The organism is Ochrobactrum sp. MYb379 (assembly GCF_037479515.1).
GTDB lineage: Bacteria > Pseudomonadota > Alphaproteobacteria > Rhizobiales > Rhizobiaceae > Brucella.
This window is the reverse complement of sequence record NZ_JBBGYW010000001.1, coordinates 349,049-375,364: the sequence shown is the minus strand read 5'-3', so window position 1 is coordinate 375,364 and position 26,316 is coordinate 349,049. Positions and strand designations below refer to the sequence as shown.

Genomic DNA, 26,316 nt, shown 5'->3' with positions numbered 1-26,316 from the left:
AAAGCCCACAAAAAATGCCGCATTATAAATGCGGCATTTTTTTATTCTGCAAAGAGCGTTTGGTGAATTGCTTTCCAGCTTTCTTTGTCGGGAGCTACCAGCAAGCCGCCGCCTACATGCGAAGGCAGATATGGGCTTTCATCCCAGCGGGCGAGATATCCACCAGCTTCCTGATGAATGAGCGCGCCTGGAAGATGATCCCAAGGCATCAGCTTGTTATAGCAAGCGAAATGTGCACCGCCGGTGGCAATAATCCGATATTCATGCGCCGCACAGCGATAGCCTATCTGCGAAAGGAATTTCGTATGATTGCGCGCGAGGCGCGAGCGGATTGGCTCTTGCGTATATTGCCATGACACCGAACCTGTGATCTGCGAAATATCAGCCGCAGCAGCAACCTTCACAGGGCTTGTCGAGCTGTTGGCATGGCGGATATGTGCACCGCCGCCCTTGGAAGCAAGAATCCAATCCTTGCCCACCGGATCATAGATAATACCGGCAACAGTCTCACCTTTCGCGACAACTGCAAGCATCACGCCGAAAAGCGGTACGCCCGACGCAAAATTGAACGTGCCATCAACCGGATCGATGGTGAATGCGAGGTCTGCGTCACCCAAGCCTTTGAGCAGAGCTTCGTCATCGGAACAGGCTTCTTCGCCTACGATCAGCGCATTGGGAAAACGCTCTATAAGACGCGCAGTGATAAAGCGCTCTGCATTCACATCTGCCTCGGTAACCAGATCAGCAGCCGACGTTTTCTGGCGAATATCGCCCTGACCCAATTGCCGAAAGCGTGGCATGATTTCGGCGTTCGCGGCTTCTGCCAAAAGTTCAGCCAGCCAATCAATCTGCTTTTCTTCAAACTGCACGATCAGTCTCCACGTCAGAATTTTTCATTAAACCAGCAAAATCAAACAAATTACGATCCAGCAGATGGCTTGGGCGCACATTGGTCATCGCTCGGATCATGGTATCTTTACGACCAGGCATCCGCTTTTCAATATCGCTCAGCATTGCCTTCATTGCATTGCGCTGAAGCCCTTCCTGACTGCCACACAGATCGCATGGAATGATCGGAAATTGCATCGCGTTCGCGAATTTTTCCATATCCTCTTCCGCTACATAGGCAAGCGGGCGGAAAAGCATGAGATCACCATCATCATTCAAAAGCTTCGGTGGCATTGCCGCAAGACGACCACCATGGAACAGGTTCATGAAAAAGGTTTCGAGAATATCTTCGCGATGGTGGCCAAGAACGATTGCAGAGCAACCTTCTTCACGTGCGATCCGATACAGATTGCCGCGACGCAGCCGTGAGCAAAGCGAGCAATAAGTGCTATTCTCAGGAAGCTTTTCAGTAACGATCGAATAAGTGTCTTTATATTCGATGCGATGCTCAATCCCATAGCGGCTCAGGAATTCAGGCAGAATATGCTTCGGAAAATTCGGCTGGCCCTGATCAAGATTGACCGCCAACAATTCCACCGGCAGAAGACCGCGCCACTTAAGGTCAAGCAGCAGCGCCAGAAGGCCGTAGGAGTCCTTGCCGCCAGATAAGCACACCATCCAGCGCTCGCGAGGCAAACCTTCATTGGGCTTCACCATGGCGAAATCGTCTATCGCTTGACGTGTCAGCCGCAGGAGGCGCTTGCGGAGCTTATTGAATTCAACAGTTGCCGGAACGTCGCGGAAAAGCGGATGACAACCATCGAGACTGACATCTTCTGCGATATTAAGATCGATAGCGTTCATGATGCTTCCCGCGAACATGAGAGGATTATGTGTACATACAAAAAAGCCGCCCTTGGGGAAACCAAGGGCGACCATTTATTTCTGAAAACTGAACCAGAGGCCCAGAATTAACGCGAATAGAATTCGACGACGAGGTTTGGTTCCATCTGAACAGCGTATGGAACGTCGCCGAGAACTGGAACGCGTGCGAAGGTCGCAACCATCTTGTTGTGATCAACTTCAACGTAGTCAGGAACGTCGCGTTCTGCGAGCGAAACGGCTTCGAGAACGATCACGAGCTGCTTCGACTTTTCACGAACTTCAACAACGTCACCAGCCTTGAGGCGGAACGACTGAATGTTGACGCGACGGCCGTTTACGTTGACGTGACCGTGGTTGATGAACTGACGTGCAGCGAAGATCGTTGGAACGAACTTTGCGCGGTACACAACAGCATCCAGACGCGATTCGAGCAGACCGATGAGGTTTTCACCGGTATCGCCCTTGCGGCGAGCTGCTTCGTCATAGGTCTTACGGAACTGCTTTTCCGAAATATCGCCGTAGAAGCCCTTAAGCTTCTGCTTTGCGCGGAGCTGTACACCGAAGTCGGACAGCTTGCCCTTACGGCGCTGACCGTGCTGGCCTGGGCCATATTCACGACGGTTTACAGGGGACTTTGGACGGCCCCAGATGTTTTCGCCAAGACGGCGGTCAATTTTGTACTTAGAGGATTCGCGCTTGCTCATCACATTTCCTAAGGGTTAAAGCGCCTTGCGGCGCAGACAGGAAACGCGCCCTCCTCTGCCCTTGGTTAAAGGACTGACAGAATGAAGCGCGCAGCTGCGATCTTCATCCACGGGACACGTCAAATGAAACGCCGGAACGTTTAAGCTCCAGCGATGGCGGCTTTTAGTCATTGGAGTGTCATCTTGTCAAGGCTAAAGCCCGAATTTTGAGCCTTTTGGCCATATATAACCGTATGCCATCAAGCGTGAAGGAACGGCAAGCAATGCTTAGGCATTACACAATGCAGCTTGCTGACAAAAGAGGTAAATATGGCCGTTTCCTTCTCTTTCCTCCAAAGAAGCTTCATTATTGGTTCTCTGGCCTCGATAGCCCTATTGCTGCCAGGCGAAAGTTTCACAGATGCGAACGCACAAAACTTCATAGAACGCGTATTGAGCGGCAATGCAAAACAGCCACACTCAAAAAAGCGACAGGCGAAAAAGCGTACAATCAAGAAAGCGCAGCCGAAAACGCCTCCCACATTGAACGTGGTTCCGATTCCCACCCCATCGCCTCGTCGGGAAGACCGAAAAGAAACTGTTGAGGCACAGCCTGCACCTTCGCAAACTGAAACTGCACCTTTGCCAGAAAAAAAACCGGAGAAACCAATCGAGGCTGAAAAACCAGAGGTTGCACAACCCGACCCCAAAAAGCCTGAGCGTATCTATCAGGTGTCTTGTCCTGCACTGATGAGCGGAGATGTGGAAGGGAAGCTGCTGCCGCCCATTGAAGATGGTTCGCAATGCAGTGCTCAATCGCCGCTTTCACTCAGCGCAATTGGCAAAAATGAGCCTTTGAAATTTGCCAATGCTATTACGACCAATTGCGCCATGGCAGTCACGCTGGCTCAATGGGCTGGTGACGTAAAAGACGCTGCAAAAACGGTCTATGGAAATGACATTAAGGTCACCGAAATAGGAACCGGATCAGATTATCAGTGCCGCAATGTCAATGGTGCATCGGAAGGGCGAGTTTCAGAACATGCTTTCGCCAATGCACTCGATATAATGTCATTCAAATTTTCAGATGGGTCCAAAACCGAACTTGAAAGTGGCTGGAACGGATCGGAAAAAGAAAAGAAATTCTGGCGTGCCGTTCACGGTGCAAGCTGCAATCTTTTCATGACGGTGATCGGCCCCGATGGTGATGCGGCTCACCTGACTAACATGCATCTCGATCAGGGTTGCCACGGCAAATCCTGCCTTGCCCGAATCTGTCAGTGAGTTATTCTGTGTCATGAACGAAAAGACATAATTCGTCCCAACGACATTTCTAATAATATTGCCATTATCGATTTTGCTCATCGCATTTTGCGCCGAGCCTCTCAAAGGAACGATCCATGAAATCGACCAGAATTATACTTTTTGCATTTTTGACACTCGGCATCTCAAGCGCAGCAAACGCAGACACAGTGCCAAAACGATCCAAGGACTTCACCGGCAATTATCAGACACTGGTGAAAGACCAACAGGCATCACCCCAAATTGCAGGCTGCATTGCGTCTGCCTACGATTATGTGAAAAACAGCAAAAAATATGATCGTCTCGGCTTCACGAAAGACGATATTGCCAACGCAACGACCAACGAAAAATCATCGCAATTCAGCGCGAAAGACGGGCGGAAAGTATCAGCCGTTATTTCAGTGCCAGGTGAAGCGCGCAAAAAAGCTGGCGGCTGGGACGATATTTCAGTTCGTTGCGGCATTACTTCCGGCAAACTGAAAGCGATTGAGATTGTAACGACAAAAGCGGAAAAATAGAGCTATTGCTGAGCGACTGACTTTTAATCAGTCGCTCTTCTTATCGTCCACATGTTCCGGAAGACCTTTGTGCTTCGTCTCTGCAAAGTCTTCCAGTTCCTTTTCGGTCATGGATTCATACATTTCTTTAGAAGCCCCGACCAACTCACTCTTCTTTATTTCACCGCGTTTGGCGGAAAGTGCTGCACCGGCTGCCTTTTGCTGAGCTTTCGATTTCGCTGGCATGTCCGTTCTCCTCTGTAAGCAAGAAGAACGAAAAATCGCCTTGTCTGGTTCCTTATCAGTCCACAGCTTTGTCGAAACGTGAACGGGCATCGCGCATCTGCTCACGATTTCTCACGGCCCATTGCCCCAACACATCTATCGGCACCGCCAGCGAATGACCAAGCTCGGTTAGCGAATACTCGACTTCTGGCGGCGATGTTGGACGGACATGACGCGCCACAAGCCCGTCACGCTCAAGCGAACGCAGAGTAACCGTTAGCATCCGCTGAGAAATGCCTTCAATCGAGCGTCGCAAAGCATTGAAACGCATTGACCCCGCCTGCAAATTGAAAACAACCAGAATGCTCCACGTATCGCCAACGCGGTCGAGCACTTCGCGTATGGGGCATGGCCCTTCGCCTTCCGCGTCAGGCTTAAATGCTTCCGTCGACGATAATAATGGCGCAATGGCGTTTGGTTCATTTGTATTCTTCATTTTGATCTTAGTTAAAGCGCAATGCTTTTCCCTATCGCGGTCCTTGCCCAAAGCGTGGTTACTTCCATGTACCCTAAACATGAAAAAGTGCGTTCTTCACAAGGCTTTTCAATTCGGCTACCTAGTTACCATAAAGAACCTGATTATCAAATATCACTTTTACGGTTACAATCGAAAGGAACATATCATGTCTAAAATCGCACTAATTGGCGCAACAGGTTTTGTAGGCGCTGCAATTCTTAAAGAAGCTGTATCACGCGGCCACAGTATCACCGCGCTCGTCCGTAACACTGACAAAGTTGCGAAACTCGATAATGTGACAGCAGTGAAAAGCGATGTGTTTGATACCGATGCGCTGGCGAGCCAGCTGGCTGGTCATGACATTGTCATTTCAGCGTATAACCCTGGCTGGACAGACGCCAATATTCGCGAAAACCACATCAAGGGAAGCCGTTCTATCAATGCCGCAGCAAAGAAAGCTGGCGTTAAGCGTCTGATTGCAGTCGGTGGCGCTGGTAGCCTCGAAATCAATGGTCAACAGCTTGTAGATTCGCCAGATTTCCCGGCGGATTGGAAAGAAGGCGCACTGGGCGCACGTCAGGCGCTCAACGAACTGCGCGAAGAAAATGACCTCGACTGGACCTTCGTTTCGCCAGCTATCATGCTGGAACCGGGTGAACGAACCGGCAAATATCGCCTTGGCACAGATCAGCCTGTCTTTGACGAAAAAGGCGAAAGTAAAATTTCTGTCGATGATCTGGCGGTCGCAATTATCGACGAAGCCGAACAGGGCAAGCATATCGGCAAGCGTTTTACTGCTGCTTATTGAGATCAATGCATACCGGGTGGGCGACTGCCCGGTATCCTCAAGGTGACCCGATCACCTTTCAGTGCGTTCTTAACAAGAGGCGTGAAGCGGCCTAACTAAAGCGCAACAGCCAACAAATTGATGGAACGCCATGGAACTTGGTATTTACACATTCGGCGATATTGGGCCTGATCCTGAAACCAATCGCCCGCTTTCGCCACAGCAACGGCTAACAAATCTTATCGAAGAGATTGAACTTGCCGATCAGGTTGGCCTTGATGTGTTCGGTGTCGGTGAGCATCATCGCCCGGACTATGCAGTTTCTGCGCCACCTATCGTGCTGGCTGCAGCAGCCACACGCACAAAGAATATCAAGCTGACGAGTGCCGTTACGGTTCTTTCTTCTGACGATCCGGTTCGGGTCTATCAGCAGTTTTCAACACTTGATCTTCTCTCCAATGGGCGAGCCGAAATCATGGCAGGACGTGGTTCGTTCATCGAATCCTTTCCGCTTTTCGGATATGATCTTGATGATTACGACACGCTCTTCGCCGAGAAGCTCGATCTTCTTCTCAACATTCGTGAGAATGAGCGGGTGAACTGGACTGGCAACACCCGCGCCGCCATTGATGGGCGTGGTGTTTATCCGCGAGCTTTGCCAGATTCTTTACCTATATGGCTGGCAGTTGGCGGAACGCCAGCATCGGTTGGACGTGCGGCACTCCTCGGTCTACCTCTGGCTATCGCCATCATCGGTGGTTATCCGGAGCGCTTTTCACAACTGACTGATTTTTATCGAGAAGCAGGTCTTAAAGCTGGGCACTCACCAGAAAAGCTCAAAGTTGGAATCAACTCACACGGCTATATCGCTGAAAACTCTCAACAAGCAGGCGATGAGTTCTATACGTCATATGCCTATGTGATGAGCAAACTTGGACGTGAGCGCGGTTGGCCGCCAACCACCCGTGAACAATTCGACGCTATGTGCCAGCCACGAGGATCTTTGCTCGTCGGAAGCCCGCAGCAGGTTATCGACAAAATCCTCAATCAACACAGCTATTTCAAGCATGATCGATTTTTGTTGCAGACAGCTTTAGGCAATCTGTCCCACAAACATACGATGAAATCGATTGAGCTATTTGGCACGAAGGTTGCACCAGAGGTTCGCAAAGCGCTGAACCAGAAAGCGTCCGCATAAGTAAAAGGCCGACCAATCAACATTGGTCGGCCTTTTTATTCGATCGCCTTCGATCTGATTGGATCAGATCAGCTCTCTCATTCTTTGCATTAGCGTGCATCATTGTCCGAAAACCGTTTCACACTTTTCGGGATGCACTCTAAACCAGCTCCACATCTACGACGCCGGGGATTGCTTTCATGGCGCTCGCAATCTGTGGACTGACCCGATAGCGGTGTGGCAGCTCAATCTCCACCTCACGCTGTCCGTCCTCTTTTATAACGATAAAGCTCACCTCACCGTCACCGCGCGTATTGAAATGCGGAATGATCGATTTCAGCGATTGAGCCGAGCGAAGATAGAGCCGCAGCGCCTTCTGCATAGCGCAAGCACGATCCTCCAGCGACTGCACGGTCTGAATACGCAACCCGATACCTTCGGGTCGGTTTTCAGCAGAGACGGTAATCACCACCGATTTACCGCTTTCCAGCAGATCTCGATATTGCGCAAGACCTTCCGAAAACAACACAGCTTCAAACTGACCGCTGGCATCAGACAGTTGAACAATGCCCATCTTGTTGCCCGTGCGGGTTTTCCGTTCCTGTCGCGTGGTGATTGTTCCAGCAAGACGACCGGCATTCGCGCCGCGCTTCACGGCTGCTGAGAAATCGGCCCAGCTTTGCACGCGCATTCGATCAAGCACCTGACGATATTCATCCAGCGGATGCGCAGAAAGATAGAAACCGACCGCCTGAAATTCCCGATGCAGTTTTTCCGATGGCAACCAAGGGGCTGCTTGTGGCAGGATTAATTGTTCTTTCGGTGCGCCGGAAAGACCAAAAATATCGGACTGGCCGCTTGCAGCGTTCTCCTGCGTGCGCTGAGCAAAGCCCATGATGCGATCCATGCCAGCACTCATCGCGGCGCGATCACGTCCAAAGCAGTCAAGCGCGCCTGCATTAATCAGGCTGTCCAATACACGACGGTTGACGATTTTCGGATCAATCCGCTCACAGAAATCTTCGAGATTTTCAAACGGCTTTTCTGCCCGAACGTCGACAATGTGATCAACCGCTGCTTCACCCACGCCCTTGATGGCTGCAAGCGAATAGAAAATTTTCTTCTCACCAACTTCAAACGGGCGGAAAGATGTCATAACGGAAGGCGTCACAACATCAATCGCCAGACGATTTGCATCACGGCGGAAATCATTGAGCTTATCGGCGTTCGACATATCATATGTCATCGAGGCCGCGAGAAACTCAACTGGGTAATGAGCCTTCATATAGGCTGTCTGATAAGACACAATCGCATAAGCGGCAGCGTGCGACTTGTTGAAGCCGTAATCGGCAAACTTCGCCAGAAGGTCGAAAATCATATTCGCCTGTGCTTTATCGACACCGCCTTTAATGGCGCCATCGACAAAACGGACACGTTGCTTGTCCATTTCCTCGCGGATTTTCTTACCCATTGCGCGGCGCAAAAGATCAGCTTCACCGAGCGAATAGCCGGAAAGCACCTGCGCGATCTGCATCACCTGTTCCTGATAAACGATAACGCCCTGCGTTTCCTTAATCAGGTCATCAATTTTCGGGTGAATAGAAGCAATCTCTTCTTCACCGTTCTTGCGCGCATTATAGGTCGGGATATTCTCCATCGGACCCGGGCGGTAAAGCGCCACGAGAGCAATAATGTCCTCAATACGGTCCGGTCGCATGCCAAGCAGCGCCTTACGCATGCCCGCACTTTCCACCTGAAACACGCCAACCGTTTCGCCACGCGAAAGCATTTCGTAGGTGAGCTCATCGTCAAACGGTAAGCGCGTGAGATCAATATCGATGCCTTTACGGGCCACAAGCTTAACTGCCGTTTCGAGAACGGTGAGCGTCTTCAGACCGAGAAAGTCGAACTTGACCAGTCCTGCCTGTTCAACCCACTTCATATTAAACTGTGTGACCGGCATATCGGACCGTGGATCGCGATACATCGGGACAAGTTCAGAAAGAGGACGGTCGCCGATGACTATACCGGCGGCGTGGGTAGAAGCGTGGCGATACAGCCCCTCAAGCTTGAGCGCCATATCAAGAAGGCGTCCAACGACCGGTTCCTTCTCACGCTCTTCATTGATCTTAGGTTCAGTCTCGATTGCCTGCGCAAGAGATACGGGGTTTGCCGGATTCTGTGGCACCAGCTTACAAAGACGGTCTACCTGCCCATAAGGCATTTCCAGAACACGCCCAACGTCGCGCAACACAGCGCGCGCCTGCAGCGTTCCGAAAGTGATGATCTGTGCGACCTGATCACGACCGTATTTTCCCTGCACGTAACGAATGACTTCTTCGCGACGTTCCTGACAGAAGTCGATATCGAAGTCGGGCATCGATACGCGATCAGGGTTGAGGAAGCGCTCGAACAGAAGCGAAAAGCGCAGCGGATCAACGTCGGTGATCGTCAACGCATAAGCAACAAGCGAGCCCGCACCAGAACCACGGCCCGGCCCTACCGGAATGCCCTGCTGCTTGGCCCATTTGATAAAGTCCGCAACGATCAGGAAGTAACCGGGGAACTTCATACGGGTGATAATGCCGATCTCGTAATCGAGACGCTCGGCATATTGTTCTTCTGTATAGCCTTCAGCTAAACCGGCTGTTTCCAACCGCATTTTCAGGCCTTCACGCGCCTGACGTGCAAGCTCGTTGGCTTCTGCCTCAAGACCTGCTTCAGGGTCATCGGATTCGCCCGTGAAGCGCGGCAGGATAGGGTCGCGCGTCTGTGTGAACCAACTGCAACGCTCAGCGATTTCAATTGTGTTTTCGAGAGCTTCCGGCAAATCTGCGAAGAGTGCTGCCATTTCAGCGCGGCTTCTCAAATAATGATCCGGCGTCAAGCGTCGACGATCATCATTGGAAAGTATCTGCCCTTCGGCAATGGCCAGAAGCGCGTCATGCGCTTCAAAATCCTCGGCCTTGAGAAAGAAGGCCTCGTTGGTAGCAACAAGCGGCAGATCCATGGCGTAGGCAAGTTCAACGGTCTTCGCTTCAAGCGCACGGTCGTAACCAGCCTGACGCTGCAACTCGACATACAGCCGGTCGCCAAATGCATCTTTGAGGAAAGCCAAACGGCTTTCGGCACGATCAGCACGGTCTGCAGAAAATGCGCGTCCGATTGGGCCAAGTGGGCCACCCGATAGAACGATTACGTCTTCTGAAAGGCTTGATAGCCAGCTTGCATCAACATGAACTGGATCACCCGAAGGCGTATCCATAAATGCACGGCTAACGAGCCTAACGATATTTGCGTAGCCTTCCTCGGTTGAAGCGAGAAAAACCAGAGGTGCCAAGTCAAGAACAAGCCTCCGGTTTACGCTGCGGCTGTTATCATTATGGTCGCCGAAAGCGACGTCCAGCTGGCAGCCGATAATCGGCTGCAAACCATCTTTTGATGCCTTCTGAGCAAACTCCAAAGCACCAAACAGGTTATTACTGTCAGTGATCGCGATGGCCGGTGCCTCATCGGCAATCGCCTGTTTAATAATCTTGCCGACTGGCAATGCACCTTCGAGCAAAGAATAAGCAGAATGTACCCGCAGATGAACGAAACGAGGTGACGACTTACCCTCGCCCGCGCCAATGCTTGCTGTATCACTCATACTTTTCCCCGATCTTTGCAGACTGGTCAGACTGCAACATGATCATAGCGAAATCATGTTTTCAGCGCCAGCCAAGTGCAGCCATGTTTAAAGACTTCTACATCTTAAGATTGGCACACGGTAACGGGCGACTCTTATCGCCCATCAGAGCAGTTTCGGGGAATACGGTAACGATGTCCAGAGCGATGACCGTTACTATCATCTGGGTTCACAGGGAACCCGCTTCACGCTTTCAAATTGCACTCACCCAGATGGCGAAAGTAGCAATAAACAGGCTGACTGAGACGAAGGACAAAACGTCGTAGACGAGATCGGTCATGTGGATAACTCCTCTTTGTTCACGTATGTTTATTATTTGTTCCATTTTTGTTCTAAAGTCAACACTGTTATTGATGCCTTCCGGTATTTAAGGTTTATGAAATATAAACGGCAAACGCCGATGGGATTACCACCGGCGCTAAATAAACAAGATACTGGGAAGGCTTCGACTGTATTGAGGCGCGGATACAATACGCCCCGTTACATGACTATCAGAGGTCTACGACCTTGCCGTCTTTTAAGGTCACGCGGCGGTCCATACGACGAGCCAGTTCATGATTATGCGTGGCAATCATCGCAGCTAGTCCAGATTGGCGTACCAGTGCTTCAAGAGCGCCAAAAACATAAGACGATGTTGTCGGATCGAGATTACCAGTCGGCTCATCAGCCAACAACACAAGCGGTGCATTGGCAACGGCACGCGCGATAGCAACGCGCTGCTGCTCACCACCGGAAAGCTCTGATGGACGATGAGAAGCGCGCGGGCCGATTTTCATATAGTCGAGCAATTGCTGCGCACGAACGGATGCCGCCTTTTGTGCCAAACCACGGATCATCTGCGGCATCATCACGTTCTCAAGTGCGGAGAACTCAGGCAGCAGATGATGGAACTGATAGACAAAGCCGACATCGTTGCGACGGATGGCTGTGCGCTCGTCCTCAGACAATGCGCTGCATGAACGTCCATCAAGAAAGACATCGCCTGCATCCGGGCGCTCAAGCAAGCCTGCCGTATGCAGAAGGGTCGATTTACCCGCACCAGACGGAGCAACAAGCGCGACCATTTCGCCACGACGAAGCGTGAAGTTAGCATCCTTCAGGATGACCAATTCGCGATCAGCTTCCTTATAAGCGCGACTGACATTTTCCAGACGCAGAATGACTTCAGCCGCCATTATTCATACCTCAGTGCTTCGACCGGATCGAGCTTGGCAGCGCGCCATGCTGGCAAAATGGTAGCGATGAAAGAAAGAACTAATGCCATCGCAATGACGGAGACAGTTTCACCAACGTCCATTTTGGCTGGCAGTGTGCTTAGGAAATAGAGTTCTGGATTGAACAGGGTCGTACCCGAAAGCCACGAGAAAAACTGGCGAATGCGCTCGACATTCAGGCACACAACAACACCGAGCACCACACCGGCGAGTGTTCCGGTCACGCCAATGGCTGCACCTGTCATCAGGAATATGCGCATCACCGCGCCGCGCGTCGCACCCATAGTGCGAAGGATAGCGATGTCGCGCCCTTTATCCTTCACCAGCATGATAAGGCCAGAGATAATATTAAGCGCTGCGACAAGTACGATCAGCGTGAGGATCATGAACATGACGTTACGTTCAACCTGCAAGGCCGAAAAGAACGTCTGGTTGCGCTGGCGCCAATCGACCATAGAAATCTGACGCGCTGCGACTTCCTCAACAGGTGCGCGCATGGCGTCAACCTTGTCTGGATTATCGACAAAGATTTCCAGCGACTGCACTTTGTCTTCCTGATTGAAGAAAAGCTGCGCTTCGGTCAGCGGCATCATGACGATAGACGCATCATATTCCGACATGCCGATCTCGAAGATCGCAACAATCGGATAGGCTTTTACGCGCGGGTTAACACCAAAGGGCGTCACATCACCATCAGGGGAGATAACGCGCAGCGTATCACCGATGGAAAGACCGAGATTTTCAGCCATACGCGTGCCGATGGCCACGCCGCCGCTCTGATCAAAACCCTGCAAGGTACCCTGCTTGATATTATCAGATACGAGCTTGAGCTTGGCGAGATCTTCCTCACGAAGACCGCGAACCAATGCGCCCGTTCCGGCACCAATATTGCCCTGCACCAGAGCCTGCCCTTCCACCACCGGAATAGCAAACTTCACGCCGGAAATGCCATCAATCCGCGTGATAAGGCTCGCATAATCATCCAGCGGCCGATCAATCGGCTGCATGATGAGATGACCGTTGATGCCTAGAATTCTGTTTAGAAGCTCGGCGCGGAAACCGTTCATCACCGCCATAACGATGATGAGTGTGGCAACGCCAAGCATGATGCCGGTGAACGAGAAACCGGCGATCACCGAAATAAATGTTTCGCGGCGGCGTGCACGCAGATAGCGCCATGCGATCATCCGCTCATAAGCTGAAAACGGTCCAGAAGAAGGCGCCTTGTTGGGCGTCTTCTGCTTGCCGTCAGATTTTACTGCCGCCGCACTGCTCATATTTAAGCCGTCAACAGGTTGATTGCTGCTTCGATGGTGAGTGTCTGACGTTCACCAGTCTTGCGGTCTTTGACTTCTACTTCGCCAGCAGCAACGCTGCGTGGGCCGACGATCACCTGATAAGGCAGGCCAATCAAATCCATGGTTGCGAACTTGGAACCCGCACGATTGTCCGTATCGTCGAGCAGCGGATCGAGGCCAGCATTTGTGAAGGCGGTGTAGAGCTGTTCGCTCACGCCGTCACAAGCTTCATCACCAGCCTTCATATTGATAATGCCCACACCGAATGGCGCAATCGACTTTGGCCAGATAATGCCAGCTTCATCGTGGAAAGCTTCAATCGCAGCTGCGACCAGACGCGAAGGTCCAATGCCATAAGAGCCCATCGAAACGAAATGGTCTTTGCCATCTGGTCCCTGCACCTTCGCACCCATGGCTTCCGAATATTTGGTGCCGAAATGGAAGATATGACCGACTTCGATGCCGCGCGCCGAAACCTGTTCATCGGCTTTCACCGCTGACCATTCTGCTTCGTCGTGCATTTCATCGGTTGCCGCGTAAGGCGTCGTCCAGCGATTGACGATGTCAGTGAGCTGCTCGTCATTTCGGAAATCTGTATCCGCACCCGGAACGGCCAGATCAAGATAAGCCTTATCGCAATAGACCTGGCTTTCGCCGGTTTCAGCGAGAATGATGAATTCGTGGGAAAGATCGCCACCAATTGGGCCGGTATCCGCACGCATCGGGATCGCCTGCAAACCGACGCGAGCGAAGGTACGCAGATAAGACACGAACATGCGGTAGTAAGCCATCTTCGCGCCCTCATAGTCGAGGTCGAACGAATAGGCGTCTTTCATGAGAAATTCACGTGAACGCATCACGCCGAAACGCGGACGAACTTCGTCGCGGAACTTCCACTGAATATGATAAAGATTGAGCGGCAGGTCTTTGTAAGAACGCACATAGGAACGGAAAATATCCGTGACCATTTCTTCATTGGTCGGTCCGAAGAGCATTTCACGCTCCTGACGGTCCTGAATGCGCAGCATTTCCTTGCCGTATGCATCATAACGACCGCTTTCGCGCCAAAGTTCGGCGGACTGGATCGTTGGCATCAGAATTTCGTTCGCGCCAGCGCGGTTCTGCTCTTCACGAATGATGTCACAAACCTTGTTGAGCACTTTCAGACCAAGCGGAAGCCATGAATAAATGCCTGCCGACTGCTGACGGATCATGCCCGCGCGCAGCATTAACCTGTGAGAGACAATTTCAGCCTCTTTTGGGTTTTCTTTCAGAATGGGCAAAAAATACTGCGACAGACGCATCGTGACCACCGATCAAGAGAGAGATTACCTGAGTAGCAACCGACTGTGTGGAGAATCAGGCAAAAATTAAGCAAATCTGCCGGTTTCATAACGGGTTATAACGCGGTTGAAAACCCGCCCCTTTACTGTTTGCTAACCAACATTTTTACGGCCCACAACAATCGTCAACAGAACCCTGACATAGACATCAAAACAGTAGGTTTTAGATTTGTATTAAAATTCAATGTTTTATGTAGCTGGCATATCATTCGAGCAAAAATTGCGAAGGAAATATGACGCTATGAAAGATTTTTGGTGACAAAAGCTGTGCAGTCCGCTATTTTTTTCATCAATAAGCCTGACAACGGAAATAACCGTTGTTTAACGCGGTCAAAGTCTTGGGAGGATGGATCCAGGCGCGATATGTCGCTGCCGCCGGTAAAATGGAAACGGGTCGAACGCGTATTCGACTAGCAAGGCGAAAGCCTTGCTTTTTTTTTGGCTTCACTAAGAAAGTCAAGTTTTTGCACGACCATACTCAAGCAGTACATTGATATTATTTGTTTTTTGGAGTGCGCTCATTTTTGAGCCGGTTCGAACTGAATAGGATTCAAGCCGTAAAAGAGGGCTCAGGATTTCGCATTGAAATCCGATATATGGCATCACTAATTTTCTATAGATTCAAATAGTTATGGTGAATTTATAACTTTTAGATTCACGCTAAATCAAATATTTTTCCTAAAAATAACCTTCATAAATTCCATGCCTAAATATTAGGCATGGAATTAGCATTCTGTAAAATGAAAGAAGATTTCCTGCTTATTTCAAGTCAGGAAAGAAATGCGGAATATCATCAAGGCCGAAACCATGCACCTGCGTCATATAATAATATAGGCCGAATATGGCAGACGCTACGACAGTTGTGCGAACGAAAGCGCGACCGATGCGAGGTTTGGCGGGTGCGCTGGCAACTGTACCCAATGTTACTTCATTTTCTTCCGCCTGAGTGCGCAAGCCCACAGGTAAAATCGCAAATAATGTTATCCACCAGAAGATAAAATACATGGCAATGCCGGAAACAATGGTCATCTCACGCCTCCTCCAGCTCAATCAATGTTCCGTTGAAATCCTTGGGGTGTAGAAACAGAACCGGCTTTCCATGTGCGCCGATCTTCGGCTCGCCATTTCCAAGAATACGAGCGCCTTCAGCCTTCAGGTGATCACGAGCTGCGATAATGTCAGAGACTTCGTAGCAGAGATGATGCATCCCGCCCGATGGGTTCTTTTCAAGAAACGCTGAAATGGGCGATCCATCGCCCAATGGTTCCAGCAATTCGATCTTGGTGTTGCCAACATCAATGAAAACAACCGTAACGCCATGTTCCGGCAGAGCCTCAGGTGCGGTTACTTTTGCACCCAGTTGGCCGCTGTAAAGCGCAGAAGCGGCCCGAATATCAGGGACCGCAATTGCAACATGGTTCAGGCGTTCAAGCATCTATTTCCTCCTCCAGAAAACAGATTTACTTTATCCGGTTGATGAACACCGTCACTACCGGCTTTTTGCCCCATGCTTCATTTGTCGCAGCACGAACTGCACGGCGAACCGATTCCCGGACCACTTCGAGGTCTTTGCGGCGTGTGCGCGGAATGCTGTCGATTGCTTCAATTGCGGCATCAAGCAGCAAATCTTCAATCAGTTCGCCCTGCCCGTCTTCCTCTGGCACGCCAAAGGCAACCAGATCGGGCTCATCCATAATCTTGAAATCACGGTCGAGCAGAACGGAAACGGCGACGTGGCCGACATAGGCAAGCTTGCGGCGCTCAACCATGCCAATTTCATCTTCGTCACCGATCAGCTTGCCGTCTTTATAAATACGGCCAATCGGGGCTTTATCGATGATTTCAGCTTTGCCCGGTGCCAAACGAAGCATATCGCCATCGCGCACCTGCGCGATTTGTTCAATGCCCTCCATGGCACCAAGCGAACCTTGGGCTACCAGATGGGCCGCTTCGCCATGAACCGGAACCAAAATTTGCGGGCGCACCCATGAATACATCCGCTTCAATTCACTGCGGCGCGGATGGCCAGAAACATGCACTAGCGCATCATCATCGCTGATCAGCTTAATGCCCTGATCAATCAGCTTGTTCTTGATTTCAAGAATGGCCTTCTCATTGCCCGGGATCGGACGCGATGAGAAAATCACCGTGTCACCAGCCGAAAGAGCAATGCTGCGCATTTCATCACGCGACAGCTTGGCGAGCGCTGCTCTTGGCTCGCCCTGACTGCCGGTGAGGATCATCACGACATTTTCACGCGGAATATAGCCGTAATCATCTTCGCTTAGAAATTCCGGCAGGCCTTCCATGTAGCCGAGCTCGGTTGCAACAGCGATTGTGCGTTTCATCGAACGGCCAACCACCAGCACCTGACGGCCAGCGTCGCGTGCGGCTTCAGTGATCGAACGGATACGGCCAACATTGGACGAGAAGGTCGTGATCGCAACGCGCCCACGCGCATTTTCAATCAGTTCGCGCAAGCTATCGCCGACTTCGCGCTCCGATGGAGATTCACCTTCGCGCATAGCGTTGGTGGAATCACAAATCAGCGCCAGAACGCCCTGATCGCCGATAGCGCGAAACCGTGCCTCATCGATCAGTGGTCCCATCGAAGGATCGGGATCCATCTTCCAGTCGCCAGTATGAACGACTGTTCCAAGCGGCGTGGTGATCGCCAGCGAAACCGGTTCAGGAATCGAGTGGGTAACTGCAATCGCTTCAAGCTTAAAAGGCCCAACTTCGAAAGTCTCGCCAGCTTTGAAGATCGTGACCGGAATTTCAGGTGCACGAATTTCAGAATGACGCTTGGCTTCAAGCAGGCCCGCAGTAAATGGCGTTGCGTAAACCGGCGCCTTGAGGCGTGGCCAGAGATCAAGCAGCGCACCGTAATGGTCTTCATGTGCATGCGTAATAATAATAGCGCGCAGATTGTGCTTCTCAGCTTCCAAAAAGCGAATATCCGGCAGGATCAAGTCAGCACCTGGATGTTCAGGACCAGCAAAGCTTACGCCCATATCAACCACGATCCATTCGCGATTGTTTTCCGGTCCATAGCCATACATGGCGAGGTTCATGCCGATTTCGCCGACACCACCCAATGGCAGGAAGACAAATTGCGTCTGTGTTGAGCGGGGCATAATGCCTCCCTGTTCTTTAAAGCGCATCTCGATCTGACCCAATCAGATCGGCGCTCTAAAAGGTTTTTTCAACGCGCATCTTATCCGAAAACCGTTTCACACTTTTCGGGATGCGCTCCAATTAGAATTTATTATGCCCCTGTTGAACCCACTACCGATAGTTTGCAAGCCCGGAACAGCAGATTGAAAGGCCGATTGTTCACATATATTCGATCAGGAACCAGCTTTGACCGATGCAGCGGTTCCGAAATAGACATCGCCAGCAGTGACCGACACGCGTGTTCCATCGTCTTCGCGGATCACCAGACGGCAATCCGAATCGATAGTTTCAAACACGCCTTCAACAATGCGGCCATTCAACTGCATAGCTACAGGCTGGCCCAAACCATGGGCGCGCTTTAACCAAAACTCGCGAATAGTGTTGAGGCCACGCCCCTGATCCCAGATACGGTGATAGTGACACCATGCATCGGACAGCGCCAGAAACAGCGTGGCTGCATCCGTATTGCCGCCCAATCCATTGATGGAGGTTGCGGCATAAGGCAGACCTTCAGGTGCCGCGACAACGTTCGTTCCCATGCCAACCGCTATTCCAAAGCGCCCATCTGGGAGCAGTGTGGATTCAAGGAGAATACCGGAAAGTTTTGCACCATCGACCAGCACATCGTTTGGCCATTTAAGAGCGACATTCACTTTTGACGCAACGGCTGGCGGCAAAACGGCATCAACAGCCTCAGTAAGCGCTAGGCCTGCAACAAATCCTAAAGTAGCGGCAATTTGGGGATCAAAACGTTCAACCAGTAGCAGCGTTGCTGCGAGATTGCCTTCGGGCGCGGTCCATGTACGGCCGCGGCGCCCTCGTCCGCTCTCCTGTTTCGGAGAAACGAACCAGAGGCGCCCTGCATCACCGGCATTAGCCTGTGCAAGCGCCTCTGCATTGGTAGAACCAACGACTGGAAAAAACTCCAGTCGGTAATTGTCTGCTAAAGCCGCAGGTGCCAGCGTGAAACGATTGCCATCACCTGCGGCCTTATTCATTGTCATGCTCAGAAGAATGTTTTGGCTGCAGTTTCAGCCAAACCACCGAGCCAGCCGCCGATCAGTCCATAGAACAGAACGAAGGCACCAGAAACGAGCAATACGAGACGCAGCTCGATTGCTGCCGGAACGAAAGTTGTCACTGGTTCATCGAACCACATGATCTTGATCATGCGCAGGTAATAGAACGCACCCACAACCGATGCCACAATACCGATGATTGCAAGCGGATAAAGACCCACTTCAACGGCTGCAACGAAGGTGTACCACTTACCGAAGAAGCCAGCGAGCGGCGGAATACCAGCAAGCGAGAACAGCATGATCGTCATGATCACTGCCATAACCGGATTGCTGCGCGACAGGCCTGCGAGATCTTCGATCTTCTCGACATTGCCTTCCTTGGTCCGCATGGACAGGATGAAAGCAAAGCTGCCGAGCGTCATGACAAGATAGATCGCCATGTAAAGAGCAACGCCTTTAACACCGACAACCGTACCGGCAGCCAGACCGACAAGGGCATAGCCCATGTGGCTGATCGACGAGTAAGCCATCAGGCGCTTAATGTTGCGCTGACCAATAGCGGCAAAGGCACCCAGCACCATCGAAGCGATTGCAACGAAAGTGATGATCTGCTGCCAGTCTTGGGTGACGGGAGCGAAGGCACCTTCAACAACACGAACGATCAGAGCCATTGCAGCCATCTTAGGAGCGGCAGCAAAGAACGCGGTTACTGGCGTTGGCGAACCTTCATAAACGTCTGGCGTCCACATATGGAATGGGACAGCAGAAATCTTGAAGCAGAGGCCTGCAAGAATAAAGACCAGACCGAACACCAGACCGAGCTGACGCTCGCCACCAGAAATGGCGGTTGCAATTTCGGCAAAACCGATATGGCCGGTGTAGCCGTAAACAAGGCTGATACCATAGAGCAGCATACCCGACGACAGCGCGCCGAGAACGAAATACTTAAGGCCAGCCTCTGTCGAACGAACGCTGTCACGATTGAAGGCAGCAAGCACGTAGAGCGCAAGCGACTGCAATTCGAGGCCCATATAGAGTGTCAGCATGTTGGATGCCGACACCATGATGAGCATGCCAAGCGTGGACAACACGATCAGCACAGGGAATTCGAACTTATCGAATTTCTCTTCACGCGCAAAGCCAACCGACATGATCAGCGCCACGATGGAGCCGATCAGTGTCAGCACCTTCATAAAGCGTGCGAAAGCATCGTTGACAAAGGCACCGCCGAAAGCGCTGCCATTGTGTGGGAAGATAACGATCAGTGCGAGTGCTGCAATAAGAACAGCAACTGCAAGGCCATTGACGAGGGTTGAGGCGCGCTCTCCGGAGAACACGCCGATCATGAGCAATGCCAGTCCGCTCAGCGCGAGGAGAACCTCGGGAGCTGCGAGAGACAGGGAAGCAATCAGGTCGGTTTGCATCAAGCCTACGCCTTTACTTACTGCGCCAGCGTAGCGCTAGCGGCATTTGCCAGCGCTGCGTCATAATTGGTAACCAGTGCATGCACGGCGCTCGCGGTCGCATCGAAGACCGGAACCGGATACACACCGAAGAAGATGGTGAGAGCCACAAGCGGATACAGGATCACTTTCTCACGCGGGGTGAGATCGAGGATACCCTTAAGGCTTTCCTTGGTCAGCGCACCAAACACCACGTTGCGATAAAGCCAGAGCGCATAAGCTGCCGACAGGATCACACCCGATGTTGCGAACAGCGCTACCCACGTATTGACGCGGAAGACACCGAACAGCGTGAGGAATTCACCGATAAAGCCCGACGTACCCGGAAGACCGACATTCGCCATCGTCAGGATGAGGAAGGCAACTGCATATTTCGGCATTCTGTTTACGAGACCGCCAAAGGCCGCAATTTCACGGGTATGCATGCGATCATAGATCACGCCGACGCAAAGGAAGAGTGCGCCAGAAACAATACCGTGCGAAAGCATCTGGAAGATTGCACCCTGCACGCCCTGCTCGTTGGCGGCAAAAATACCCATGGTCACATAGCCCATATGCGCAACAGACGAGTACGCGATCAGCTTCTTGATGTCTTCCTGCACCAACGCAACGAGCGAGGTGTAGACGATAGCAATTGCTGAGAGTGCAAACACAAACGGAGCGAAATCGGCAGAAGCCAGCGGGAACATCGGCAGTGAGAAGCGCAGGAAGCCGTAGCCACCGAGCTTCAGAAGAATACCGGCCAGAATGACCGAACCTGCTGTCGGCGCTTCAACGTGCGCATCCGGCAACCATGTGTGAACCGGCCACATTGGCATCTTCACGGCAAAGGACGCGAAGAAGGCAAGCCATAGCCATGTTTGCATACCTGCCGGGAAATCGTATTTCAGCAGTTCGACGATGTTAAGCGTACCGGCCTGCCAGTACATTGCCATAATCGCGATCAGCATCAATACGGAGCCGAGCAGCGTATAAAGGAAGAACTTGAAGCTCGCATAAACGCGGCGCTTGCCACCCCATACGCCGATGATGATGAACATCGGAATAAGGCTTGCTTCAAAGAACACATAGAACAGGAACAGATCCAGCGCGCAGAACACGCCGATCATCAGCGTTTCCAGAATAAGGAACGCGATCATGTATTCCTTGACGCGCTTGTCGATGGCCAGCCAGCTTGCCAGCACGCAGAACGGCATGAGGAAAGCAGACAGCACGACAAACAGCATCGAAATGCCGTCAACGCCCATGTGGTAGGAAATGCCACCACCGAGCCAGCCGACCTGTTCGACCATCTGGAAGCCGGGGTTTGAATTATCAAATCCGGCCCAGATAACCAGGGATAGAATGAAAACGAAAACCGTGGTCAGCAACGCAACATTCTTGATGTTACGACGCGAGGCTTCGCTGTCATCCTTGATGAGAAGGATCAACAAGGCGCCGACGAGCGGCAGAAATGTGACCGTAGAAAGAATTGGCCAATCGGTCATCAGAAAGAGCTCCCGAGCATCATCCAGGTGACGAGCGCGGCGACGCCGATAAGCATCGCGAATGCGTAATGATAAAGGTAACCCGACTGCATCTTCACAACGCGATCTGTAACATCGAGAACGCGTGCAGCGACACCATTAGGACCGTAACCGTCGATAATCTTGCCGTCGCCAACCTTCCAGAAGAAGCGGCCGAGCCAACGTGCAGGACGAACGAAGATCAAGTCATAAAGCTCGTCAAAGTACCACTTGTTGAGAAGGAACTGGTACAGACCACGATGACGCTCTGCGAGTGCCTTCGGGATTTGCGGTGCACGGATGTAGAAGATCCATGCCGTTACCAGACCGATCAGCATAGCGATGAACGGCGACAACTTAACCCACAACGGAACGTGGTGATAATGTTCCAGGATTTCGTTGGTTGGCAACGTGAAGAGCGCACCCTTCCAGAATTCAGCATATTCGTGGCCGAAGAAGTATTCCTTGAACACGACACCTGCAAACAGTGCGCCGACTGCAAGGATCAACAGCGGTACGAGCATAACCGGAGGCGATTCATGAACGTGATGCATAACTTCTGCAGAAGCGCGTGGCTTGCCATAGAAGGTCAAGAAAATCAGACGCCATGAGTAGAAGCTTGTGAACAGAGCCGCAACCACCAGAAGCGTGAATGCATAACCTGAAGCAAGGCTGTGCGATGCGAACACCGACTCGATGATCGCATCTTTCGAGAAGAAGCCAGCAGTACCGATGATCGTTCCCGGAACGCCGAGACCCGTAATTGCAACAGTACCGATCATCATCATCCAGTAGGTGATTGGGATCAGCTTACGCAAACCACCCATACGACGCATATCTTGTTCGTCAGAAACGGCATGGATAACCGAACCTGCGCAAAGGAACAAAAGTGCCTTGAAGAAAGCGTGCGTGAAGAGGTGGAATACAGCAGCTCCGTAGGCGCCAACACCCAGAGCCGCAAACATGTAACCGAGCTGCGAACAGGTCGAGTATGCGATAACGCGCTTGATATCGTTTTGAACCAGAGCAATCGTTGCAGCAAAGAATGCTGTCGTTGCGCCGATGATCGTCACGATCAGAAGAGCCGTATGCGAGAGTTCGAAAATTGGCGACATACGCGCAACCAGGAACACACCCGCGGTCACCATCGTTGCCGCGTGAATAAGTGCGGAAACAGGTGTTGGGCCTTCCATCGCGTCAGGCAACCATGTGTGCAGCAGGAACTGCGCCGATTTACCCATCGCGCCCATGAACAAGAGCAGGCAGACGACCGTCAGAGCGGTTTCTTTGTGCAGTTCATAGCCAAGGAAGTTGAGCACAACAGCACCAGTATCGGCAGCGCCTTCAGCTGGCAGGTAGTTTGCGGCGGCTGCAAAAAGCGTGTTGTAATCAACCGTCTGGAACAGCGCGAACAGACCAAAGATACCCAGCAGGAAGCCGAAGTCACCAACGCGGTTGACAACGAATGCCTTCATTGCAGCGGCATTTGCCGAAGGCTTCTGGTACCAGAAGCCGATCAGAAGGTAAGAAGCAAGCCCCACGCCTTCCCAGCCGAAGAACATCTGGATCAGATTGTCCGATGTGACCAGCATGAGCATGGCAAAGGTGAAAAGCGAAAGATAAGCGAAGAAGCGCGGACGATGCGGATCGTGATGCATGTATCCAATCGAATAGATATGCACCAGTGCCGACACTGAGTTGACCACGACCAGCATAACGCCAGTCAGCGTATCAACGCGCAAAGCCCAGTCAAAAGACAGCGAACCCGACGTTACCCAATGAAGAACAGGGATACGAACCGTTTCGGCATCGTGGCCGAGTGGGATTTTGAAGAACACGACCCACGACAGGATCGCGACGATCACCATCAGGCCGGAAGTCACATATTCACTCGCCTTGGCACCGATCTTATTGCCAAAAAGTCCGGCAATAAGAAAGCCAATAAGCGGAAGGAAGACGATCGCGTTATAGAGCATTTGCCCGTCAACCTTTCATAACATTGACGTCTTCCACCGCGATAGAACCGCGATTACGGAAGAAAACAACGAGGATTGCGAGACCGATAGCTGCTTCCGCAGCCGCAACAGTCAGAACGAACAGCGCGAAAACCTGCCCGACCATATCGCCAAGCACAGAAGAAAACGCCACAAAATTGAGATTGACCGAGAGAAGGATCAATTCGACAGACATCAGGATAACGATGACGTTCTTACGGTTTAAGAAGATACCGAAAACGCCAAGGGTGAACAGGATGGCTGATACGGTCAGATAATGAGAAATACCGATTTCCATATTCTTTTCCTCAGATGCCCTTGCCTGTTTCGACCTGCTTGATCTCGATCGCCGTTTCAGGCGTACGAGCAACCTGATCCGAAATCGACTGGCGCTTCACATTCGGCTTGTGCCGCAGCGTCAGAACAATTGCACCGATCATGGCGACCAGAAGGACCAATCCAGCAATCTGGAAGTGGAAGACAAAGTCAGTGTAAAGAATGTCGCCAAGGGCCGCAGTGTTGGTGCGTTCCGCAACGTCAGGGATCGGCATAGCGCCCTGCCCCAGCTTTGGCGTGAACATCGAACCCGCAAATACAACAATCAGCTCACCCAGCAGGATCAGACCAACCAGAGCACCAACCGGCGCATATTGCAGCGCACCGCGCTTCAATTCGGAGAAGTCAACATCCAGCATCATGACGACGAAGAGGAACAGAACCGCCACAGCACCGACATAAACGACGAGCAGGATCATGGCGAGGAACTCGGCCCCCGTCAGCAAAAACAGCGCCGCTGCATTGAAGAAAGCGAGGATGAGAAACAGTACCGAATGCACGGGGTTGCGTGCCGCAATTACCATGAACGCGCTTGCGATCATGATAAAGGCGAACAGATAGAAGAACGCTGCCGCAATACCTGTCAGCATGGGGATCCCCCAACACCTTTCCGTGGACAAAGCCTGATTGCTTCATCCGCTTTAGTCTTTGTTTGCCGCGAATAATCGCGAAACTTAAATTCCAGCAACAAGACGGGCCGCCCCTTCTTGTTGCCGCTTTTCAAACCGGATGCTGAAACGGCGTTTCAGCAAAACCAATCAGCGATATGGCGCATCCATAGCGATGTTGCGCGCAATTTCGCGTTCCCAGCGATCGCCATTGGCAAGGAGCTTGTCCTTGTCATAGTAAAGCTCTTCGCGGGTTTCGGTCGCAAACTCGAAGTTCGGACCTTCAACGATTGCATCCACGGGACAAGCTTCCTGACAGAAACCGCAATAGATGCACTTCACCATATCAATGTCATAACGAACCGTGCGGCGCGTGCCGTCATTGCGGCGTGGACCCGCCTCAATGGTGATGGCCTGTGCCGGGCAGATCGCTTCGCAAAGCTTGCAAGCGATGCAGCGTTCTTCACCGTTTGGGTAACGGCGCAGCGCGTGCTCGCCACGAAAACGAGGCGAAATCGGACCCTTTTCATGCGGATAGTTCAGCGTCGCTTTTGGCGCAAAGAACTGGCGCATAGAGAGGAAGAAAGCCGCAACGAATTCCTTAAGAAGGAGGGATTTCGCGGCCTGTGCGAATGAAGCCATTTATCTTTCTCCTTACACCAGATCGAAGACTTTGATGACGGTTGCGGTCAGAACAACCATACCGAGCGAGATCGGCAGGAACACTTTCCAACCCAGACGCATCAACTGGTCATAACGGTAACGCGGTACAAAAGCCTTCACCATGGCGAACATGAAGAAGCACATGCAGAGCTTGAGCATGAACCAGATGATGCCCGGAACCCAGTTGAGGAACCATACGTCAACCGGAGGCAACCAGCCGCCGAGGAAGAGTGTGGTCATGAGCGCGCACATCAGTGTGATCGCCACATATTCGCCGAGGAAGAACAGAAGGAACGGCGTGGACGAATATTCGATCATATGACCGGCCACGAGTTCGGATTCAGCTTCGACAAGATCGAATGGCGGACGGTTCGTTTCAGCAAGCGCTGAAATGAAGAAGATCACGAACATCGGGAACAGAACCAGCCAGTTCCAGTCGAGGAACGACGCAGGCAGACCAAGCGATGTGCCAAGACCTGTATTCTGCGAAAGTACGATGTCTGTCATGTTGAGCGAGCCAACGGTGAGCAGAACCGTAACAATCACGAAACCAATCGACACTTCATAAGAGACCATCTGCGCTGCCGAACGAAGTGCACCCAGGAATGGATACTTCGAGTTGGAAGCCCAGCCGCCCATGATCACGCCATATACTTCAAGCGAAGAAATAGCGAAGATATAGAGAATGCCGACATTAATGTTTGCAATCGCCCAGCCTTCATTGACCGGGATGACTGCCCATGTTGCCATTGCCAGAACCGCTGAAATGAAAGGTGCAAGAAGAAATACACCCTTATTCGCGCCCGAAGGAATGATCGGCTCTTTAACGACGAACTTCAGAAGATCGGCGAAAGCCTGAAACAGACCCCATGGACCAACAACGTTTGGTCCACGACGAAGCTGCACGGCTGCCCAGATCTTACGATCCGCATAAAGCAGGTAAGCCACGACGATCAGCAATACGACAAGCAGAACGACCGACTTCAGCGCTATGATCAGCGCGGGCAAGACGTAAGCTGCAAAAATTCCGTCCATTATTCCGTCTCT

At 51.7% G+C, this 26,316-nt stretch carries 24 protein-coding genes; 4 read left to right on the top strand and 20 right to left on the bottom strand.

Annotation, left to right across the window (positions count from 1 at the left end):
• Positions 1 to 41: 41 nt before the first annotated feature.
• The 3 genes from WH356_RS01895 to rpsD all read right to left on the bottom strand — a co-directional run bounded on the left by WH356_RS01895 (position 42) and on the right by rpsD (position 2,477).
• Positions 42 to 869 (bottom strand): inositol monophosphatase family protein, encoded by an 828-nt coding sequence (locus WH356_RS01895; RefSeq protein ID WP_339508421.1) that lies wholly within the window; start codon positions 867 to 869, stop codon positions 42 to 44.
• On the bottom strand, positions 859 to 1,752 hold the full coding sequence (gene ttcA / locus WH356_RS01890; RefSeq protein ID WP_339508419.1) for a tRNA 2-thiocytidine(32) synthetase TtcA: 894 nt from the start codon (positions 1,750 to 1,752) through the stop codon (positions 859 to 861). The genes WH356_RS01895 and ttcA overlap by 11 nt, the downstream gene beginning before the upstream one ends.
• Before the next feature lie 107 nt (positions 1,753 to 1,859).
• Positions 1,860 to 2,477, bottom strand: coding sequence for a 30S ribosomal protein S4 (gene rpsD / locus WH356_RS01885; RefSeq protein WP_339508418.1), 618 nt, complete (start codon positions 2,475 to 2,477; stop codon positions 1,860 to 1,862).
• A gap of 309 nt (positions 2,478 to 2,786) precedes the next feature.
• Between rpsD and WH356_RS01880 the strand changes: the two genes are divergently transcribed.
• On the top strand, positions 2,787 to 3,740 hold the full coding sequence (locus tag WH356_RS01880) for an extensin-like domain-containing protein (RefSeq protein WP_339508417.1): 954 nt from the start codon (positions 2,787 to 2,789) through the stop codon (positions 3,738 to 3,740).
• A gap of 116 nt (positions 3,741 to 3,856) precedes the next feature.
• The gene (gene bspC / locus WH356_RS01875) at positions 3,857 to 4,276 is read left to right on the top strand and encodes a type IV secretion system effector BspC (RefSeq protein ID WP_339508415.1); all 420 of its coding nucleotides are present in this window, start codon (positions 3,857 to 3,859) and stop codon (positions 4,274 to 4,276) included.
• Between the two features lie 27 nt (positions 4,277 to 4,303).
• Here bspC and WH356_RS01870 read toward each other — a convergent pair whose 3' ends face one another.
• Positions 4,304 to 4,501, bottom strand: a complete 198-nt coding sequence (locus WH356_RS01870) for a DUF3008 family protein (protein WP_339508414.1) — start codon at positions 4,499 to 4,501, stop codon at positions 4,304 to 4,306.
• A 55-nt stretch (positions 4,502 to 4,556) separates the two neighbouring features.
• The gene (locus WH356_RS01865; protein WP_339508412.1) at positions 4,557 to 4,976 is read right to left on the bottom strand and encodes a winged helix-turn-helix transcriptional regulator; all 420 of its coding nucleotides are present in this window, start codon (positions 4,974 to 4,976) and stop codon (positions 4,557 to 4,559) included.
• Positions 4,977 to 5,163: 187 nt separating this feature from the next.
• Between WH356_RS01865 and WH356_RS01860 the strand changes: the two genes are divergently transcribed.
• Positions 5,164 to 5,805: an NAD(P)-dependent oxidoreductase gene (locus tag WH356_RS01860; protein ID WP_339508411.1), complete on the top strand. Its 642-nt coding sequence runs from the start codon at positions 5,164 to 5,166 to the stop codon at positions 5,803 to 5,805.
• Between the two features lie 130 nt (positions 5,806 to 5,935).
• Positions 5,936 to 6,982: an LLM class flavin-dependent oxidoreductase gene (locus tag WH356_RS01855; RefSeq protein ID WP_339508409.1), complete on the top strand. Its 1,047-nt coding sequence runs from the start codon at positions 5,936 to 5,938 to the stop codon at positions 6,980 to 6,982.
• 139 nt (positions 6,983 to 7,121) lie between these two features.
• Here WH356_RS01855 and dnaE read toward each other — a convergent pair whose 3' ends face one another.
• The 15 genes from dnaE to nuoH form a co-directional block, all read right to left on the bottom strand.
• On the bottom strand, positions 7,122 to 10,610 hold the full coding sequence (dnaE, locus tag WH356_RS01850; RefSeq protein WP_339508408.1) for a DNA polymerase III subunit alpha: 3,489 nt from the start codon (positions 10,608 to 10,610) through the stop codon (positions 7,122 to 7,124).
• A gap of 530 nt (positions 10,611 to 11,140) precedes the next feature.
• Positions 11,141 to 11,824 carry an ABC transporter ATP-binding protein gene (locus WH356_RS01845; RefSeq protein ID WP_339508406.1) on the bottom strand — a complete coding sequence of 228 codons (684 nt, stop codon included), beginning with the start codon at positions 11,822 to 11,824 and terminating at the stop codon, positions 11,141 to 11,143.
• A complete protein-coding gene (locus tag WH356_RS01840) occupies positions 11,824 to 13,140 on the bottom strand; it encodes a lipoprotein-releasing ABC transporter permease subunit (RefSeq protein WP_339508404.1) in 1,317 nt (438 codons plus the stop codon). The genes WH356_RS01845 and WH356_RS01840 overlap by 1 nt, the downstream gene beginning before the upstream one ends.
• 2 nt (positions 13,141 to 13,142) lie before the next feature.
• Entirely contained in the window at positions 13,143 to 14,465 is a 1,323-nt protein-coding gene (gene proS / locus WH356_RS01835) for a proline--tRNA ligase (protein WP_339508403.1), read from the bottom strand.
• Positions 14,466 to 15,263: 798 nt separating this feature from the next.
• Positions 15,264 to 15,533 (bottom strand): DUF1467 family protein, encoded by a 270-nt coding sequence (locus WH356_RS01830; RefSeq protein WP_339508402.1) that lies wholly within the window; start codon positions 15,531 to 15,533, stop codon positions 15,264 to 15,266.
• Between the two features lies 1 nt (position 15,534).
• Complete coding sequence (mce, locus tag WH356_RS01825) at positions 15,535 to 15,939, bottom strand: methylmalonyl-CoA epimerase (RefSeq protein ID WP_339508400.1); 405 nt, start codon at positions 15,937 to 15,939, stop codon at positions 15,535 to 15,537.
• A gap of 25 nt (positions 15,940 to 15,964) precedes the next feature.
• Positions 15,965 to 17,641 carry a ribonuclease J gene (locus tag WH356_RS01820; RefSeq protein ID WP_339508398.1) on the bottom strand — a complete coding sequence of 559 codons (1,677 nt, stop codon included), beginning with the start codon at positions 17,639 to 17,641 and terminating at the stop codon, positions 15,965 to 15,967.
• A gap of 213 nt (positions 17,642 to 17,854) precedes the next feature.
• On the bottom strand, positions 17,855 to 18,679 hold the full coding sequence (locus WH356_RS01815; protein ID WP_339508397.1) for a biotin--[acetyl-CoA-carboxylase] ligase: 825 nt from the start codon (positions 18,677 to 18,679) through the stop codon (positions 17,855 to 17,857).
• Between the two features lie 8 nt (positions 18,680 to 18,687).
• Positions 18,688 to 20,124, bottom strand: coding sequence for an NADH-quinone oxidoreductase subunit NuoN (gene nuoN / locus WH356_RS01810; RefSeq protein WP_339508395.1), 1,437 nt, complete (start codon positions 20,122 to 20,124; stop codon positions 18,688 to 18,690).
• A gap of 17 nt (positions 20,125 to 20,141) precedes the next feature.
• Complete coding sequence (locus WH356_RS01805; RefSeq protein WP_339508393.1) at positions 20,142 to 21,650, bottom strand: NADH-quinone oxidoreductase subunit M; 1,509 nt, start codon at positions 21,648 to 21,650, stop codon at positions 20,142 to 20,144.
• Positions 21,650 to 23,644 (bottom strand): NADH-quinone oxidoreductase subunit L, encoded by a 1,995-nt coding sequence (gene nuoL / locus WH356_RS01800; protein ID WP_339508392.1) that lies wholly within the window; start codon positions 23,642 to 23,644, stop codon positions 21,650 to 21,652. The genes WH356_RS01805 and nuoL overlap by 1 nt, the downstream gene beginning before the upstream one ends.
• Positions 23,645 to 23,651: 7 nt before the next feature.
• Positions 23,652 to 23,960: an NADH-quinone oxidoreductase subunit NuoK gene (gene nuoK / locus WH356_RS01795; RefSeq protein ID WP_007874552.1), complete on the bottom strand. Its 309-nt coding sequence runs from the start codon at positions 23,958 to 23,960 to the stop codon at positions 23,652 to 23,654.
• Between the two features lie 10 nt (positions 23,961 to 23,970).
• Positions 23,971 to 24,588: an NADH-quinone oxidoreductase subunit J gene (locus WH356_RS01790; RefSeq protein ID WP_094506965.1), complete on the bottom strand. Its 618-nt coding sequence runs from the start codon at positions 24,586 to 24,588 to the stop codon at positions 23,971 to 23,973.
• A gap of 168 nt (positions 24,589 to 24,756) precedes the next feature.
• Complete coding sequence (gene nuoI, locus WH356_RS01785) at positions 24,757 to 25,248, bottom strand: NADH-quinone oxidoreductase subunit NuoI (RefSeq protein WP_094506964.1); 492 nt, start codon at positions 25,246 to 25,248, stop codon at positions 24,757 to 24,759.
• Positions 25,249 to 25,260: 12 nt separating this feature from the next.
• Complete coding sequence (nuoH, locus tag WH356_RS01780; RefSeq protein ID WP_094506963.1) at positions 25,261 to 26,304, bottom strand: NADH-quinone oxidoreductase subunit NuoH; 1,044 nt, start codon at positions 26,302 to 26,304, stop codon at positions 25,261 to 25,263.
• Positions 26,305 to 26,316 lie beyond the last annotated feature (12 nt).

Excerpts from the sequence above, each read along its gene's own strand:
- ttcA (WP_339508419.1), bottom strand. The coding sequence starts at position 1,752 with ATGAACGCTATCGATCTTAATATCGCAGAAGATGTCAGTCTCGATGGT.
- rpsD (WP_339508418.1), bottom strand. The coding sequence starts at position 2,477 with ATGAGCAAGCGCGAATCCTCTAAGTACAAAATTGACCGCCGTCTTGGC.
- WH356_RS01880 (WP_339508417.1), top strand. The coding sequence starts at position 2,787 with ATGGCCGTTTCCTTCTCTTTCCTCCAAAGAAGCTTCATTATTGGTTCT.
- bspC (WP_339508415.1), top strand. The coding sequence starts at position 3,857 with ATGAAATCGACCAGAATTATACTTTTTGCATTTTTGACACTCGGCATC.
- WH356_RS01870 (WP_339508414.1), bottom strand. The coding sequence starts at position 4,501 with ATGCCAGCGAAATCGAAAGCTCAGCAAAAGGCAGCCGGTGCAGCACTT.
- WH356_RS01865 (WP_339508412.1), bottom strand. The coding sequence starts at position 4,976 with ATGAAGAATACAAATGAACCAAACGCCATTGCGCCATTATTATCGTCG.
- WH356_RS01860 (WP_339508411.1), top strand. The coding sequence starts at position 5,164 with ATGTCTAAAATCGCACTAATTGGCGCAACAGGTTTTGTAGGCGCTGCA.
- WH356_RS01855 (WP_339508409.1), top strand. The coding sequence starts at position 5,936 with ATGGAACTTGGTATTTACACATTCGGCGATATTGGGCCTGATCCTGAA.
- dnaE (WP_339508408.1), bottom strand. The coding sequence starts at position 10,610 with ATGAGTGATACAGCAAGCATTGGCGCGGGCGAGGGTAAGTCGTCACCT.
- WH356_RS01845 (WP_339508406.1), bottom strand. The coding sequence starts at position 11,824 with ATGGCGGCTGAAGTCATTCTGCGTCTGGAAAATGTCAGTCGCGCTTAT.
- WH356_RS01840 (WP_339508404.1), bottom strand. The coding sequence starts at position 13,140 with ATGAGCAGTGCGGCGGCAGTAAAATCTGACGGCAAGCAGAAGACGCCC.
- proS (WP_339508403.1), bottom strand. The coding sequence starts at position 14,465 with ATGCGTCTGTCGCAGTATTTTTTGCCCATTCTGAAAGAAAACCCAAAA.
- WH356_RS01830 (WP_339508402.1), bottom strand. The coding sequence starts at position 15,533 with ATGACCATTGTTTCCGGCATTGCCATGTATTTTATCTTCTGGTGGATA.
- mce (WP_339508400.1), bottom strand. The coding sequence starts at position 15,939 with ATGCTTGAACGCCTGAACCATGTTGCAATTGCGGTCCCTGATATTCGG.
- WH356_RS01820 (WP_339508398.1), bottom strand. The coding sequence starts at position 17,641 with ATGCCCCGCTCAACACAGACGCAATTTGTCTTCCTGCCATTGGGTGGT.
- WH356_RS01815 (WP_339508397.1), bottom strand. The coding sequence starts at position 18,679 with ATGAATAAGGCCGCAGGTGATGGCAATCGTTTCACGCTGGCACCTGCG.
- nuoN (WP_339508395.1), bottom strand. The coding sequence starts at position 20,124 with ATGCAAACCGACCTGATTGCTTCCCTGTCTCTCGCAGCTCCCGAGGTT.
- WH356_RS01805 (WP_339508393.1), bottom strand. The coding sequence starts at position 21,650 with ATGACCGATTGGCCAATTCTTTCTACGGTCACATTTCTGCCGCTCGTC.
- nuoL (WP_339508392.1), bottom strand. The coding sequence starts at position 23,644 with ATGCTCTATAACGCGATCGTCTTCCTTCCGCTTATTGGCTTTCTTATT.
- nuoK (WP_007874552.1), bottom strand. The coding sequence starts at position 23,960 with ATGGAAATCGGTATTTCTCATTATCTGACCGTATCAGCCATCCTGTTC.
- WH356_RS01790 (WP_094506965.1), bottom strand. The coding sequence starts at position 24,588 with ATGCTGACAGGTATTGCGGCAGCGTTCTTCTATCTGTTCGCCTTTATC.
- nuoI (WP_094506964.1), bottom strand. The coding sequence starts at position 25,248 with ATGGCTTCATTCGCACAGGCCGCGAAATCCCTCCTTCTTAAGGAATTC.
- nuoH (WP_094506963.1), bottom strand. The coding sequence starts at position 26,304 with ATGGACGGAATTTTTGCAGCTTACGTCTTGCCCGCGCTGATCATAGCG.